The sequence below is a fragment of the Clostridium ganghwense genome, from assembly GCF_026735165.1.
GTDB classification, from domain to species: Bacteria; Bacillota; Clostridia; order Clostridiales; family Clostridiaceae; genus Clostridium_H; species Clostridium_H ganghwense.
Window position 1 is genome coordinate 252,193 of sequence record NZ_JAPQES010000001.1, and the last position, 16,004, is coordinate 268,196.

The 16,004-nt window shown below is 28.8% G+C and carries 14 protein-coding genes; 2 read left to right on the forward strand and 12 right to left on the reverse strand.

Annotated features, from left to right (window positions below; genetic code table 11):
• Positions 1-25 precede the first annotated feature (25 nt).
• Positions 26-805, reverse strand: coding sequence for a response regulator (locus OXH55_RS01175; RefSeq protein ID WP_268047572.1), 780 nt, complete (start codon positions 803-805; stop codon positions 26-28).
• Positions 806-975: 170 nt separating this feature from the next.
• Entirely contained in the window at positions 976-1,701 is a 726-nt protein-coding gene (locus tag OXH55_RS01180; protein WP_268047573.1) for a GntR family transcriptional regulator, read from the reverse strand.
• Between the two features lie 183 nt (positions 1,702-1,884).
• Between OXH55_RS01180 and OXH55_RS01185 the strand changes: the two genes are divergently transcribed.
• Positions 1,885-3,204: a family 4 glycosyl hydrolase gene (locus OXH55_RS01185; protein ID WP_268047574.1), complete on the forward strand. Its 1,320-nt coding sequence runs from the start codon at positions 1,885-1,887 to the stop codon at positions 3,202-3,204.
• Between the two features lie 60 nt (positions 3,205-3,264).
• Here OXH55_RS01185 and OXH55_RS01190 read toward each other — a convergent pair whose 3' ends face one another.
• From OXH55_RS01190 to OXH55_RS01230, 9 genes are all read right to left on the reverse strand, one after another.
• Positions 3,265-5,391 (reverse strand): methyl-accepting chemotaxis protein, encoded by a 2,127-nt coding sequence (locus OXH55_RS01190; RefSeq protein ID WP_268047575.1) that lies wholly within the window; start codon positions 5,389-5,391, stop codon positions 3,265-3,267.
• A gap of 280 nt (positions 5,392-5,671) precedes the next feature.
• A complete protein-coding gene (locus OXH55_RS01195) occupies positions 5,672-6,163 on the reverse strand; it encodes a GNAT family N-acetyltransferase (protein WP_268047576.1) in 492 nt (163 codons plus the stop codon).
• Between the two features lie 37 nt (positions 6,164-6,200).
• Positions 6,201-7,169: an aromatic acid exporter family protein gene (locus OXH55_RS01200; protein ID WP_268047577.1), complete on the reverse strand. Its 969-nt coding sequence runs from the start codon at positions 7,167-7,169 to the stop codon at positions 6,201-6,203.
• Between the two features lie 171 nt (positions 7,170-7,340).
• The gene (locus OXH55_RS01205) at positions 7,341-8,207 is read right to left on the reverse strand and encodes an SIR2 family NAD-dependent protein deacylase (protein ID WP_268047578.1); all 867 of its coding nucleotides are present in this window, start codon (positions 8,205-8,207) and stop codon (positions 7,341-7,343) included.
• Positions 8,176-9,108 (reverse strand): protein-ADP-ribose hydrolase, encoded by a 933-nt coding sequence (locus OXH55_RS01210; protein ID WP_268047579.1) that lies wholly within the window; start codon positions 9,106-9,108, stop codon positions 8,176-8,178. Before OXH55_RS01210 ends, OXH55_RS01205 begins: the two co-directional genes overlap by 32 nt.
• A gap of 87 nt (positions 9,109-9,195) precedes the next feature.
• Positions 9,196-9,630, reverse strand: coding sequence for a MarR family winged helix-turn-helix transcriptional regulator (locus OXH55_RS01215; protein ID WP_268047580.1), 435 nt, complete (start codon positions 9,628-9,630; stop codon positions 9,196-9,198).
• 173 nt (positions 9,631-9,803) lie between these two features.
• A complete protein-coding gene (locus tag OXH55_RS01220; protein ID WP_268047581.1) occupies positions 9,804-11,063 on the reverse strand; it encodes a YeeE/YedE family protein in 1,260 nt (419 codons plus the stop codon).
• A gap of 129 nt (positions 11,064-11,192) precedes the next feature.
• Positions 11,193-12,893 carry an FAD-dependent oxidoreductase gene (locus tag OXH55_RS01225; protein ID WP_268047582.1) on the reverse strand — a complete coding sequence of 567 codons (1,701 nt, stop codon included), beginning with the start codon at positions 12,891-12,893 and terminating at the stop codon, positions 11,193-11,195.
• A gap of 13 nt (positions 12,894-12,906) precedes the next feature.
• Complete coding sequence (locus OXH55_RS01230; RefSeq protein ID WP_268047583.1) at positions 12,907-14,232, reverse strand: alanine:cation symporter family protein; 1,326 nt, start codon at positions 14,230-14,232, stop codon at positions 12,907-12,909.
• Positions 14,233-14,552: 320 nt separating this feature from the next.
• Between OXH55_RS01230 and OXH55_RS01235 the strand changes: the two genes are divergently transcribed.
• Positions 14,553-15,443: a LysR family transcriptional regulator gene (locus tag OXH55_RS01235; protein WP_268047584.1), complete on the forward strand. Its 891-nt coding sequence runs from the start codon at positions 14,553-14,555 to the stop codon at positions 15,441-15,443.
• Between the two features lie 30 nt (positions 15,444-15,473).
• Here the strand turns inward: OXH55_RS01235 and OXH55_RS01240 are convergent, their stop codons facing one another.
• Entirely contained in the window at positions 15,474-16,001 is a 528-nt protein-coding gene (locus OXH55_RS01240; RefSeq protein ID WP_268047585.1) for a YeeE/YedE thiosulfate transporter family protein, read from the reverse strand.
• Positions 16,002-16,004: the final 3 nt, after the last annotated feature.

Sequence of the window (16,004 nt, forward strand, 5' to 3'; positions counted from 1 at the left end):
TATATTGATACCTTAATCAAATTTATTATCTATTATTTAATAATTTCTCAAGCAACGTATCCATATCACTACCATCTACTGGATACGTCACTGAAATATTCTCTATTTTAAAAGAATTTTCTTTGACTATCTTTGATTCAATAAATAAGTTATCTATTTTATCTTTTATAACTGATACATTTTTTTTACTGGCAAAAGGAAAAACACCAATAAAACTTTTTGAGCCAAACTTTACAAATAAATCCGTTTCCCAGAATAATTTTTTTAATTCTTTATATATTATGTTTGAATTATCAAACACTATATCTTTATTATCTGAATCTAATAAAAGCATTAATATTGAAACTGAATATTTACCCTTTGCTGCCTTTCTTAATTCCCCTGTTAAATAATCTTTAAAATTAATATTTAAACTTTTTTCTTCAATATTTTCTTCTTTATGTAAATTTAAATGTTTTTTAATCTTATTTGTCAATATATCATCAGAACAAGGAATTATTATATAATCTACAGCTCCAGCCATAATTCCTCTTATTATAGTACTTCTTTTTTTATCTGCAGATAAGAAAATAATAGGAATATTAATATCTTTTTTTCTTAGTTTATCCATTATTTCAAATGCATTTTCCGTTCCTAAATTAGTTTCCATTAATATTAAATCAACATTATTTTTTAATTTATATAATTCATTAAACAACTCTACTGAATTTGATGCTTCAATTAAATTTATATCTAGTGAATTTAAAACCGTAATAATGTTCTGTCTTACATAAGATTTATTTTCTACTACAACTACATTTCCCACACAATTACTTCCTTTCCTATTATTACTATGCAAAATTTAGTATAACACATAAACGAATTATATATCTATTAAAACAATTAAAACCACATTAAGTATTGACTCAATGTGGTAATGATTTCATATATCCTTATATAAAAATATATAATATAGTCTATAAAAAATTATTATTACTAAAATCTTGAAGCTTTTTGTATAAATTTATAACGATTGGATTTAAAATATGTTTCTGTATATTCAAATATAATTCCACTTTCAAGTATAGTCTGAGATTTTACCTTTAGAATTGGTGTGTTTTCTTTCATATCTAATAGAGTTTTAATGGGTTCTTCTATAATCTCTGGAACTATTTCCTGTATACTTTCCTTTATTCTCTCTTTTCTAACTTCTTCTACATATGTATACTTAGACCCTTTTAAATCATCTCCAGTTAAATTGGGGAATAGTTTAACAGGCAGATATGATCTTTCAAAAATCACACACTCATCATCTACACATCTTAATCTTTCAACTAAATATACTGATTCTCCTGGATTACTTTCTAATTTCTCTATTATTACATCTTGAGCATCTATAACTTCAAACTTTATAACTTTATTATTAGGTTTCTTATTTAATTCAAGTATTTCTTCCGTAAATCCTTTTAATTTATATGCATCATGTCTAAGTTTAAAATCTGCTACAAAAGTTCCTATACCACGTTTTTTATATAAATACCCTTCCTCTACAAGAGTATTTATTGCCTGTCTAATTGTCATTCTACTTACTTTATATTTTTCAGCTAGTGAACCTTCTGAAGGTATTGTCTTACCTATTTCAAACTCTCCTTTTTCTATTTTGCGTTTAAGGCTATCTGAAATTTGACTATATATCGGTTTTGTTGAATTTTTATCTAGCACAAAACTCACTCCTTATTCATTATCGCCCTTAATTATAACAGATAAATCAAGTAATGTTAAATAAAAACTAGCAGCACTTTACTTCTAAAACATTGACAAAAAGAACAAAATAAAATACAATACATGTATAGACGTCTAGACAACTAATTTTGAAATTATTTTATTCTTTGAGGAGGAATAAAAATGAAAAAATATACTATTGTTATTGTTGGTGGAGCAAGCAGCTATACTCCTGGAATAGTAAGAAGTATAATGAATGCTTATACTAAAATGCCACTAAAAAAATTAATTTTACAGGATATTGATGAAGAGAATTTAGAAATCATGGGTAAATATCTAAAAATTATGTTTAGAGATGAGAACTTTCCTGCTGAAGTAACATGGACTACTAATCGTAAAGAAGCCTTTGAAGGAGCAGACTTTATTTTTACTCAAATTAGAACTGGTGGACTTGAAATGCGTGAAAAAGATGAAAAAGTATCTTTGGCCCATGGATTAGTAGGACAAGAAACATGTGGACCTGGTGGCTTTGCTTTTGCAATGAGAAGTATACATCCTATGGTTAAAATAACTAAAGATGTAGTAAAATATGCACCAGATGCATGGATTATAAATTACTCAAATCCTCTACCTATTTTAGCTGAAGCAATTAGAAGAGAAGTTCCACAATCTAAATCATTATTTATTTGTGATATGCCTATAGTTCAGCAAATGGCAATGGCTGCTACTCTTGGATACGAAGAAAAAGATTTAACTTTTGGATACTTTGGATTAAATCATTTTGGTTGGTTTACTTCAATTAAAAATAAAGAAGGAGAAGAATTACTTCCTAAATTAAAAGAAATTCTTTTAAGCGACAAAGGAATAACTCTTGTAGACTTTGGACACCTAGACGACAGCTGGGTAAAAACATTTAATAATATATCAAAAGGAGTTAAAGCTTTTCCTGAATATATACCTCTTACTTACATGCAGTATTACTATTTCCCTGAAGCAATGGTTAAAAAATCAAATCCAAACTATACTCGTGCAAATGAAGTAATGGATGGAAGAAGAAAGAGAACTTTTGAAGAATGTAAAGCTGTTATTGAAGCTGATTCTACAAAAGGATTTACTCACAATTTAGATGCTCATGGTGACTTCATTGTTGACCAAGCTGTTGCAATAGCTCACGATACAAATGAAAGATTTATGGTTAACATAGTAAATAACGGTTCTTTCTCTAACATGGATAATGACATTGTTATAGAAACGTTTGGTACCATAGGCGAAAATGGTGCCGAAGTTAATAAATCAATTGAAATTCCTGAATTTTATAAATCTTTAATGGTTACTCAAAACACTTATGAAAAATTAACTGTAGATGCTGCACTTGAAGGTTCATATCAAAAAGCACTAAAAGCTTTAGCTCTAAATGCAACTGTACCTTCTGTTCCTAAAGCAAAAGAAATTTTAGATGCTCTTATTGAAGCAAATAAATGTTATTTCCCTAAACTAAAATAAATAATAAATAGGCGTAAAATCTTAGATTTTACGCCTATTTATTAAATTACTGATTAACTATTATAATTTAAATTTATTGATTTCTCCTGTCATTTTTTCTGTCATATTATTTAATGTTTGTGCAGCTGAAGTTACTTCTTCTGTAGAAGCACTCATTTCTTCTGATGATGCAGCTATTTCTTCGCTTGATGCTGAAACCTCCTCTGAAACAGCTGAGGCTTCTTCCACTTTTTCTACGATATTATCTTTTTTACTATTTATATTTAAAGCTGAATTATCTACAACTTCTATTTGTGGAATTATTTCATCTATAGCACTTATTATTTCCTTAAATGAATTTATTGCAATATTTATGTCTTTATTTTGATTATGTAATTCCCCATTTACTACATCAGTAGTTTGTACCATATTATCTGTATCTTCTAATATTTTATTTACCAAGCCATTTATATCTTCTGCAGAAGATTTTGACTGTTCAGCAAGCTTTCTTATTTCATCTGCAACTACTGCAAATCCTTTTCCCGCTTCTCCTGCCCTTGCCGCTTCAATAGCTGCATTTAAAGCAAGTAAATTAGTCTGATCTGCAATATTATTTATTAAGTTTGATATTTCATTTATTTTGCTTATATTTGTATTCAATGATGTAATCTTTAAAATCAATTCTTGGAAAGAATCTCTTACATTTACAACTGTTTCTACTACTACCTGCATATTATTGTTACTTTTATCAGCTACAGTTTGAACCCCTTTAGCGTTTATATCAATTTCTTTTATTGCTTGTACAATACTTTCTAATTCTTCACTAAACTCATTCAATATTTTGCTAGTATCTATTAAACCTTCTGCTTGTTCTCCTGAGCCTCTTGCTACCTCTTGTATTGCATTTGATACATTTTCAGATGAAGATGACATTTCCTGTGATACACTAGCTAAATTATTAGCTTCATCATTAATATTATCAAAATTTTGTTTTATATTCCCTATAAACTGCCTTAAAGTTCTTCTTGTATTTAATAACGCCCTTGCCATAACTCCTGTTTCATCTTTATAATCTAACATAAATTCACAACTTGAATCATATTCTAAATCTAATTGTTCAGTTTTATTAAGTAACTCTGTTACTTTTAAAATTGGTTTAGAAATATTTTTACCTAAAAATAACCCAATAATGCTTACAATGAATACACCAACAATCGCTAATAAAATCATAAACCACCTTAAAGACTCCATTTGAGTAAATATTTCTGATTTTGATGCTGTAAGAACTATAACATCTCCATTAGATACCTTTGCAAAGCTCATTATTTTATCTTCACCATTATATTTGCACTCAACTAATGCCGATTTTTGTTTATTCATTATTTCAGTTATAAAAGTAAAAGCTCCATCTCCTATTTTTGCCATATTGTCTTCCATTGTTAAAGTTGGATGTACTAAATAGTTATATTTGTCATCTAATAAGAAAGCATATCCATTATCATATACTTTAATATTATTTATATCATCTTTAAAAATTTTAAAATCAAGATCAGCACCAATTACCCCTATTAATTTATCATCAACATATAAAGGAACTACGTATGAGATAATTTCAGTATTATATGCTTTCCAAAAGTAAGGCTTTAACCAAATTGGTTTTTTCTCTTTTGCTGCAGTATAATACCAGCTCATTTTTTCTGAGTTTTCCTTAAATTCCTCTATACTAAACATATCTTCTCTTTTTAATTGTCCATTTTTCATTGAAAAATTTATATCATAAGCTTTTCCTATTAAATCTGGATTAAAAACTGCATATATACTTAATGCCTTACTTTCTTTCATAACTTCCTTAACTATTTGTGAAATTACCTTATCAAATTCTTTAGCATACTCTTCATCGTTTTTTAAACTTATAGGATCAAAATAACCAAATATATTATCACTCAATGATTGAATAGAGCTTTCTGACTTTTGAAGTATTAAATTAAATTTATTTGCTTTACTTTCACATAACAATTCGAGATTTTTTTTAGCTTCTTTTTCTATTATTTTTGAACTTCTACTTATATTTATGGTTGTTAAAATAAAAGAAAGCATAAATACTAAAACAGTAATAGCTAAAGTAATTTTTGTACTTATTTTTCTAAACTTTAAGATTTCTGTAAGCTTTTTTCTAGATTCCTTTTTGCTTTTTGATTCTTTTAACATGAGTTTCTTCTCTCCTTTTGAAATAGCTTTCTATGAAATACAATGCTTATTTACTATTGTCTATTAGATATAACGCACCATTTCATATAATACATACTATTTCTGTATATTTCAACATTTTTTCCTATGTTTCAACATTTTTCTATTTGCTCACAATAAAAAAGAATCCTATTTTTAAATAGAATTCTTCTTGAAAAAAATATATATTTTCTTTACTCTTTCGCTCTATTTTACTTAACTCTTTTACGTAATACAAAATGATATATAAACACTCCTTTTTTTATACTTTATATACCATTTTATAAAGTTTGTTCTTAACATTTTCAAATTCATTCTCATTAATTTTATTTGGATAAGACATTATAAGTAAAGGCACACTTTCTTTATTATCATCATATGCAGGCTGTTCATAATCATAGTTATTAAGATGAAATCCTAATCTTTTGTAAAATTCTATTCTACGTTTTGCTTCATATGTTTCAGGCTTTTCAACCTCTAATATTATTTTATCAAATTTGTGAATAATATTTTTTATAGCTTTACTCCCACAGCCTTTTGCTCTAAATTTCCTATCAATAGCTATGTGTTCAATAAATAGAAAAGTATCCAAATCCCAAACAGCATAAAATCCAACTAACATATCCTCATGATATATAGGATTTAGATTATATCTATTCTTATTCAAAATATTGATTTGCTGCTCTAAAGTTCTACGCTCCTCCTTTGGAAAAGAATCGGAATAAATTTTCCAAATGGCATCAAAATTTTGCATATATACTCTCCCCCTAATTCTTTACTCCATAAACCTATTAGCTTTCTTTGGTTATTAAGTTTTGCTTAAATTCATGCTTCACTTCTAAAAATTGTTCCATATCATTTAAAAATTGAAAAAGCATTGCTCGATTTTCAAATTCTTCTCGTGTTGAAGGAAGAGGCATTTTTTTAAACTCTTCTCTTAAGATATATAAATCATGAACCAACTGCTCAGCTGTATTTTCTTCATATAATGAATGAGCAACCTTTTCTGTAAACTTAGCTATCATAATCGTCTGACTATAAGTCATAAAAAAACGTTGAAAATGTTCTTTCATTCGTTTTATAGTTTCATACTGCTGCATCCTCATCTCCATATACTGTACATAATAACTGGCATCTAAAAGAAAATAATTATTTAAATTAATATATGCACGCCTTCGTGCCTTATACAATCTAGTTTCAAGACTATTAAACAAATCATCTTCTTTTAATGAAACTTGATGCGCCTTCAATGCCTTTGCCATACGAAATAAAATTTCTTTCATCTTTTCTTCAATATAAATTTGATCTTGTTTAATCTGACCTTCTATACTTGGCATATAAAGATTTAACAATAATGCTACACCAATCCCAATTGTCATAAGTTCTAACTCATTTCTAAGCCAGAATATATCAACTGATTTTTCAATTAATAAATGTGTTACAAGTACGGAACTTACAACTATACCTTCTCCTACATTGACTTTTACTGCTACAGGAATAAAAATCAATAAGAAAACACCAAAGATTATCTCATTGTAACCAAAGATTTTAAAAAGAATAGACGAAATAAATAAAGCTAAAATACAAGCACCTATTCGTTGAAAAGCTATTTTAACAGATTGTTTTTTTGTATTTTGAATGCTTAAAATAGTAATGATACCAGCAGATATAGCATATTGCACACCTAACTGTTTTGCAATAATTATTGCAATTGAAGTACCAATTCCTGTTTTTAACGTTCTATAACCTATGAATTTCATGTGTACTCTTTCTTATCTATAGTGAAAATTCCAAATATACTATAAATAATTTTACTCATCAATTAACATACCTCCCCAATATATAGCCTATTTATAATTATTTTAGCATATTTAAACAAAATAAGTTTGTAACCTTACCTCTAAACATAATTGGAGTGCCAAGACATCCTCTTACAAATATTCTTCCATATTTACTATTACATTTTTCGCATTATCTTTAATACTTATAGATTCGTACTTAATCTCTGGAGGAACTTGAGGATAGTCTTTATTTACCCTTAAAAATTTCACATTGGGATGCTTTTTTACAATCGTTTCAAATGGCCAACGAATTACACTCGGTGTATTAAAACCAACACCAAATTCCATTACAAAAAGTTTTTTATTAAATGATTCTTGTATCCATCTTAAGTATTCTTCGCCTTTTTTCATATATCGCTCTTCAACAAACCAAGAGCCTCCCCTTACGTTTAAATATACATGTCCTCCACAATTTGGACAACGCGGAATGAGCTCTGGATTTGTTACTTTTAACGTGTTGTAGTCAATATTTTGTACTATTTTATCTATAACAGGCTTTATAGGCCATGTTTCATTTGTGCAAGGTGTGCAACATTGATAACGAGCATAATCACCTTGTGGAGTAAAAATCCGATTTTCGTCAAATCCACTTTTATAAAACATTCCATCTACATTTGAAGTAATTACAAAATAATCTTTATTTTTTACTAAATCAAATAATTTTTTATATATAGGACTTGGTGGTAATTGAAATCTTACATGATTTACATTAGTGGCCAAATATGCCCACTGTTCTTCTTTACTCCAGTTTGTATAACCCATCAACTCATAATGACAACTAAATCCTTTTTTTGTAAGTTGAGGGAAGTCTTTAGCAAAACTTTTAGTATCAGTATAATCAATTCCAGCCGCTGCTGATAGTCCAGAACCTGCTCCAATAAGTACACAATCAGCTTTTTCTAAATTCTTAAAAACCTTTTTTATATTATTGGTTTTGAAATATTCTAATATATTCATTATAATCATCCTCACTAAAAACATTAAAAATAATTTTGTCAAACCTATTATTTTTTTCATTTAACCATGAATTTACTGTTCTTACAGCAATCTCAGCTGCTTTTCCCTTTGGAAAACCAAATACACCTGTTGAAATACAACAAAAAGCTACAGATTTTATATTTTCTATCTCATTAGCTAAATCTAAGCATGAATTATAACAATATGCTAATTCTGTTTTTTGTTTATCACTTACAGATGTTCCTTTGGGCACAATAGGACCTACTGTGTGTAAAACATAATTAGATGGTAAGTTGTATGCTCTTGTAATTTTAGCATCACCTGTTTTTTCAAATTCCCCTTGTATATTCATAATTGTTTGGCAATCTTCTCTAAGCTGAGGACCTGCCGCTGAATGTATAACATTATCAATACAATTATGTAACGGCTGAAAACAACCTAGCATTTGTCTATTTGCTGCATTAACTATAGCATCAACTTTAAGTCTGGTAATATCTCCTTGCCATAATATAAATTTATGACAATTTTTAAAAGAACTACTAGACATAAACTCTGAAACAGAGTTAAGTTTATCCACTTCTACAATTCCTTTCTCATAAACTTCACTTTGCAATAAACAATTTAACGGCTGTAAGAAAGTAGACTCTAATGGTTTCGGTTCTCTAATATTTAACAAAGCACGTAACAGCTTCCTTTTGATTTCATAATCATTTGGAATTCTTTTACTAAATAAACTCTTATCTTCTGTTATTAGTACATTTAATAAATAATTAACTATTTCCTTTCGTTCTTCTAATATAAGTCCTGAATTTTCATATTGATATTTTTTATTCAATTGAATTTGGTGACAATATTCACTTAATTTTAAACGTGAAATAAATTTCTTGTTATTATTTTTCATAGTTCACCTCAATAAAATATAAAATTAATTAGATTTTAGTCCAAAATTGAACTTTTTATTTAAAATTTTTCTTAAGAGATTTTTATCTTAAGAAAAATTTTTTATTGCTTTCTGCATTAATCTAACAAACTCTGATTTTTCTCCTTCAGTAAATCCATCATATAGTTTGTTTAGCAGATCTTCCGAAATATTATCGAATTTCTTTTTAATATCCATAGCTTTTTCTGTTGCTATTACATAAGTAACCCGTCTATCCTCTGCACACTTTTCTTTTTTAAGATACCCCAACTTTACAAGCCTATTAATCATTTCTGTAATAGTTGTTTTTTGCTTTAACAGAGTATTATAAAGAACACTAATTTGAACTCTACCTCCATGCGTATAAACCACATATAAAAGCGAACCATAGCTTGGAACTAAATCATCTGCTCCAACTTCCTTAAGTTTCATCTTTAAAAAATCATTTATCCTATCTCTTAGCAAAGAATTGTAGGTTGCAATAGCACTTACTTTTATTTTCATTATTATCACCAACTTCATTTTATTTCAATTTTGAACTATCGTCAATAAAGTTTTTTATTTTTGCAATTCTAAGCATAAAAATACTACTCCTAAAAGATAAGAAAGGAGTAGTATTTTTATTTATTTCCAAAGCTTATAAACCTATTGTTTACTGAAGCCTATTTTCTATTCAATTAGATTTTAACTTTAAGTTTTTTAGCTAATTTTACACCTAATATTCCACCAATTGTTAATGATGGCATGAACACCCAACCTGATAATGACATGTTAGATAATCCTGAATATAATGCTCCTACATTACATCCTAAAGCTATTCTAGCTCCGTATCCCATTAATAAACCACCAATTGCATAGAATAAAATGTCCTTTAATCTAAAATTCTTCTTGAATGAGAAATGTCCTGCTAATAGTGGTGCTATTAATGCTCCTAGTAATATTCCCATATTTCTCATTGAACCTGGGTGATTAAAGAATCCACCATTTATAGCATCCATTCTTCCAGAGAACCATCCCCAGCTAGAAACATCTATTAGTCCTAATGCTTGATAGAACCAAGCTGCCCAGTGTGCAAATACAGCTGTTACACCCCAGCTTGTACCTGTTGTAACCAATATTGCCACAAACATAATCATTATTAATACTGCACCAGTATAATAAGACCATCTTTTAACAAAGAACTTATGATAAGTTTCTTTACTAAAGAATTTATACTCTGTTGGTTCAGATAATTCTTTTTCCCAATCAGCATATTCTTCTAATTGTAGTGTGTTTTCTTTTCTTCTCTTATCTTCATATTTTTTAGCTATAATATAAATCGCTAGGTATCCTAATAATGAAAGAATTATAGTTCCCATAAATCCAAAAACATCTGGTAAATAAAGTTGTTTCTTTATTTTAAAGAATATACTTTGTGTCCACCAAGGCATATCATGTGCTCCCCATAATGCTCCTGTTGAAAAGAAGAATAGTACAATTAATCCTCTTCCTTCTCCTTCTCCTGCATCTGTAAGTGTACCTGAAGCACATCCTCCACCTAACATCATACCAATACCAAATAATATACCACCTATTATAGTAGCTATATTAGCTGGTTCAACATAATCAGAACCTGGAATTACAGCAGCGCCTGATTCAACTGCTCTATAAAATACATCTGCTCCATTAACATAAGCACCATAATGTATAGCTGCTGTTGCTAATAATGTAATTGAAAATAAGAACATTAATGCTTTTGTTAAACTACTATCTCCAGTTAAATATGGCTTTCTAATTGCTCCTGCAAACCCAAATCTTGATCTTTGCATAACATATCCAATTGTTAATCCAATAAATAAGTGTAACGCTAATCTATAATCTTTTGCATATTGTATTCCACCAAATATAAACAATGCTATTAAAAGTGCAAATCCAATAAATACTTGCTTTTTCTTCATTTGTTTACTTCCCTTCTATGTGTATTTTTATTTTTTTAATTTCATCTATAAAGTTTTCTAATATAAATATTCTTATAATTCCACAGTAAAACATTATTCAATATGAAGGGGCATAACGCCCCTAAGTTTTTATTCAAAATTATAATCTGTAACAACCTTTTCTCTTCCAGTTGTTTGATCATTAAAGTATTCATAGAAACATAATCCCATAAATCCACCTGATACATTATAAACATTTTCAAATCCTAGATGTTGTAATGCTAATACTGCATTGTAGCTTCTTTGTCCACTTCTACAATGTAAGTAAATTGGCTTATCTTTTGGAACTTCGTCTAATCTATCTCTAATTTCACTAAGTGGTAAATTCATAACTCCTATGATATGACTTTGCTCATATTCATGTCTTTCTCTTACATCTATTATGCAAGCACCATTTTCAATTAATTCTCTTACATCAGTTTCACGTACTTGCTTAAATGTATCATTTAATAAGTTAGAAGCTACATATCCTGCGTGGTTAACTACATCTTTGGCTGTTCCAAATGGTGGAGCATAGCATAATTCTAAATCTCTTAAATCTTCTACTGTTGCACCAAATTTAATAGCTGTAGCAATTATATCTACTCTTTTATCAACATTTCCTTTACCAATTGCTTGAGCACCTAATATTCTTCCTGTTGGTACTTCGTAAATTAATTTAAAGTGGACTTCTTCACATCCTGGCATTAGCCCTACTTTATCTCCTGGAATTGCTTTAACTATATCGTAGTTAATATTTAGGTTAAGAGCCTTAATTAGTCCTTCATTTAAACCTGTAGAAGCCCCATTGTAGTTAAATACCTTAATTACAGATGATCCAATAAATCCTCTATTTAATACTGGCTTTCCATGAATATGGTCTGCTACTCCTCTAGCTTGCTTTTGAGCTGGTCCAGCTAAAGGTAATTTAGTCATAGAGTTAGTTAATGCATTATATACTTCAATGGCATCTCCTACTGCATAGATATCTTTATCATTAGTTCTAAAGTTTTGGTCTACTTTTATTGCTCCTGTTTCACCTAATTCTAATCCAGCATTTACAGCTAATTCAGTTTCTGGAGTTACACCAATTGCCATAACTACTGTTTCAGCTTCTATTTTCTTTCCTGATTCTAAAACAACTGTGTTTTTCTCAAAAGAGCTTACTTTATCTCCTACAATTAGATTTACATCATGATCATGTAACTCTTTATGCAGAACTTGTACCATATCATAATCAAATGGTTTCATGATTTGAGGCATAGCTTCAATTAAAGTTACATTATATCCTGCTTCCTTTAAATTTTCAGCAACCTCAACTCCAATAAATCCACCACCAATTACTGATACATTTTTAGTTTCCATAGTGTTTACAAACTTATTTAATTTAGCAATATCCACAACATTTCTTACTGTGAATATATTTACATTTTCAATTCCTGGAATGTTAGGAACTATTGCTTTTGCTCCTGGAGATAATATTAATTTATCATATGATTCAGTATACTCTTCTCCAGTTAATAAATTTTTAACTGTTACTTCTTTCTTTTCTTTATTAATAGATAGTACTTCGTTATTTACTCTAGCCTCTATTCTGTATTGTTTTAAAAACTTGTCTGGGCACATAAGAACTAAATCATCACTCTCTGCTACTGTACCACTTAAATGATATGGTAAACAACAATTTGAAAATGATACATGAGGTCCTCTTTCAAACATTATTATTTGGTCATCTTCATTCAGTCTTCTTAGTCTCGCAGCTGCAGATGCACCACCAGCAACTCCACCAACTATTAAAAATTTTCTACTCATCTGTATCCCTCCATTACTTTATCTTAAAGTTTTTTATATATTTAATTACAAAAATAAACATTGCTAAAATATTTATAGAAGCTACTATAAACATAAGTAAATCTGCTGCATCAAAAATCACATCAAAATTCGAAACACTAAGTATTCCAGATAATGTTATTAAACTTATATAAAATATAATTCTTTTATTTTGACTTATATGCATAGTCCTATTTAAAAAGTGAAATGCTCCTAATACTGTTGTTAATCCAGATAAGATAAAGAAAATAATTATAATTCCTGCTCCTAAATCTCCTGTTACAGAAACTACACTTGTTAAATAGCCTGAAATTCTTTCAAATCCATTTCCGCTTAACTTTACATTAGCCAGGTTATATCGTCCATATGTAAACACATATGATGTTATTACAACAGCTATAAATGTTGTGATAACAGTTGATATTGTTTGAATTAAAGCTTCTCGTCTTGGAGAATTTTCTGCATCTGAACTTGCCAATGCACTAGTTCCTAAACCTGTTTCACTTATTTGAATAATTCTTTGAAATCCAATTATAAAACCTATTGGTATTCCAATAGAAGCTGATTTAAACTTTATAAAATCCTTCCAAATAAAAGATATATACTCAGGAACAAATTCTATTGTTAAAAATAAAAATATCATAAAGAATATAGCGTAAATCAAAATTACTAAAGATATCATAGACCCTAAAGTATTTATAAAAAGTTTGTGATTTTTTGTTATAACTATAATCGACACTGCTAAGATAAGTGGTAATATTATATAAAACAGTAATCCACTCTGCGTAAATTGATAGTTAAAATTTTGTCTAGAAAATATCTTTACAACACTCTGTATTCCTGTTAATTGAAATCCTACAAAACCAAATGAATATAATATAACTAAGCATACAGTATATATAGCTCCTGCTTTTTTGTTTATGTTATAATCTATAAAATCTCTAGGAGTTTTCATGGTTATTTGAGAAAATAATACCTCTGAATACGTTAGGGGAACTAATAAAAACATTCCAATAATAACCCATAAAACTATACTTTCTCCTCCGATACCATTACTTGATGTTTTCCACATAGCTGTTAAAACTCCAATAATAGCACCTGTTCCCACTTTAGATGATAATGATATAGACAGGGAGCTTTTCATCTTTGAAAAATTCCCTTTAGTTTTGTCCTTTTCACTTACAATATTAAAAAGTTTTATTGTTCTATAAGTTACAAAGGTTCCTGATATTATAAGAAGTGGCAAAAATAAGTTCCATAAATGACCATTAATCAAGTTAATTACTTGACCTAATACTTCAACGATAAAATCAACTCCCATAGATATTTTTAAATTTATCCTTTGTTATTTTTAAAGAAAATTACATGTTCCAAAATCACTTTCTATTCCAAATGAAATTATGCAATTTTGTTTGTTAATTTTCTCTCAATCTAATTATAATATACGGTGAGCCCTATTCATAATAAGCAAATGTTATACACTATAACACTTTCTTATGATTGATACATTTGCACTTTTAGATTCATTCCATATATAGTGCTTTCTTCCCATTTTGTATAAAATATATTTATTTTTGTGCAATGTAGTGGTAAAATAAATAGATATTTGATTATTTTTTATAATTTTGAGGATGTGATGATATGAATCTTGAATATCTCGAATCATTTTATATAACGGTAAAATGTAACAGCATATCAAAAGCAGCAAAAAGTCTTCACCTTACCCAACCTGGATTGAGTATGCAGCTTCGAAACCTAGAAAAGGAATTAGGAGCAAGTCTTCTGAAACGAAGCAATAAAGGAGTTGAATTAACAGAAGAAGGGAAAGTAGTATTCGATTATGCAGATACTTTATTATCCATTCAAGGAAATATCCAAAGGGATTTGAAAAATTTGCAGCAAGAACGTCCTCAGCTAATGATTGGTTCTTGTAAAAGTGTAGGAGAGTATGCACTTCCTTGTAGTATTTATACTTTTAAACAACTTCACGAAGAAGTAGATATACATATGAAGGTAAACAGCTCTGCTGAAGTCATTGAAAATCTACTTAACCATACCATTAATATAGGAATCATTCAGCATGATCCAAAAGTGGATGATATTGTTACTCAGACCATTGTTTCGGACGAATTGCTTTTGGTAGGAAATTGTTTTGATGCTCCAAAACAAATTTCTATGGAAGAACTAAAAGAAATTCCTTTGATTTTACGTGAAAGAAATTCAGGAACACGATACTTAGTTGAAAAAGCATTCCAAGAAAAAGGGATTGAGTTAGAAGATTTAAATGTAATTTATGATTTGAATTCGCCGGAAGCCATTAAATCTTCTATTGTTGCAGGAAAAGGTTTTTCTTTTTTACCAAAATTAATCATTCAGCAAGAACTAAAAAAACACTCAATTGAACCGGTTACTATAGATGATTTGACAATTCCTTTTGAATACTATGTAGCTTCCAGAAAAAAATATAAATTTACAGACTACGAGCAAATGTTTGTAGATTTTATTATTTCCAGTAAAAGAGGCTTTTGCTAAAAAATAAAGGAGGACAGCTGTCCTCCTTTTTTATACTAAAAATCGAATCAAAATCTTAATGCCTACCCATGCTCCTAAAATAGCAAAAATTCCAAAAACCCAAGCATGTAAAGAAAATGATGGAATTCCACTAAAAAAAGCACCAATATTACATCCTACTGCAAGTCTTGTGCCGTATCCCATCATGATACCTCCTAAAAGAGCAAAGGCAAATTGTTTTTTACTTTTTATTTTTTTCCATTTAAATTGAGATGCTAACAAAGTTGCAACTAAAGAACCTACAATTACACCCATATTCAAAATTGTGTATTGATTAATAAACACATTATCATTTGTAATCACAGGCCCATAATAGAATTGAAAATGTTTAAAATACTCCCAACTGAGAGGTTGTAATCCAAACCATTCTAAAATACCAACGCCCCACATTAAAAATCCACTGGTTATCTGCCAGCTAATTCCGCTTGTGGCTAGTAAAATTACATTCATCAACCCTAGTAAAATTCCTCCTAGCCAATAAGGCCAGGGCTTTTTTAGCCATGTTACAATGGGTTTCATGAT

Bases quoted from the DNA above. Each gene is read 5' to 3' on its own strand.
- OXH55_RS01215 (WP_268047580.1), bottom strand. From the start codon at position 9,630: ATGAAAATAAAAGTAAGTGCTATTGCAACCTACAATTCTTTGCTAAGA.
- OXH55_RS01210 (WP_268047579.1), bottom strand. From the start codon at position 9,108: ATGAAAAATAATAACAAGAAATTTATTTCACGTTTAAAATTAAGTGAA.
- OXH55_RS01230 (WP_268047583.1), bottom strand. From the start codon at position 14,232: ATGGGAGTTGATTTTATCGTTGAAGTATTAGGTCAAGTAATTAACTTG.
- OXH55_RS01225 (WP_268047582.1), bottom strand. From the start codon at position 12,893: ATGAGTAGAAAATTTTTAATAGTTGGTGGAGTTGCTGGTGGTGCATCT.
- OXH55_RS01235 (WP_268047584.1), top strand. From the start codon at position 14,553: ATGAATCTTGAATATCTCGAATCATTTTATATAACGGTAAAATGTAAC.
- OXH55_RS01195 (WP_268047576.1), bottom strand. From the start codon at position 6,163: ATGCAAAATTTTGATGCCATTTGGAAAATTTATTCCGATTCTTTTCCA.
- OXH55_RS01240 (WP_268047585.1), bottom strand. From the start codon at position 16,001: ATGAAACCCATTGTAACATGGCTAAAAAAGCCCTGGCCTTATTGGCTA.
- OXH55_RS01205 (WP_268047578.1), bottom strand. From the start codon at position 8,207: ATGAATATATTAGAATATTTCAAAACCAATAATATAAAAAAGGTTTTT.
- OXH55_RS01220 (WP_268047581.1), bottom strand. From the start codon at position 11,063: ATGAAGAAAAAGCAAGTATTTATTGGATTTGCACTTTTAATAGCATTG.
- OXH55_RS01190 (WP_268047575.1), bottom strand. From the start codon at position 5,391: ATGTTAAAAGAATCAAAAAGCAAAAAGGAATCTAGAAAAAAGCTTACA.
- OXH55_RS01200 (WP_268047577.1), bottom strand. From the start codon at position 7,169: ATGAAATTCATAGGTTATAGAACGTTAAAAACAGGAATTGGTACTTCA.
- OXH55_RS01185 (WP_268047574.1), top strand. From the start codon at position 1,885: ATGAAAAAATATACTATTGTTATTGTTGGTGGAGCAAGCAGCTATACT.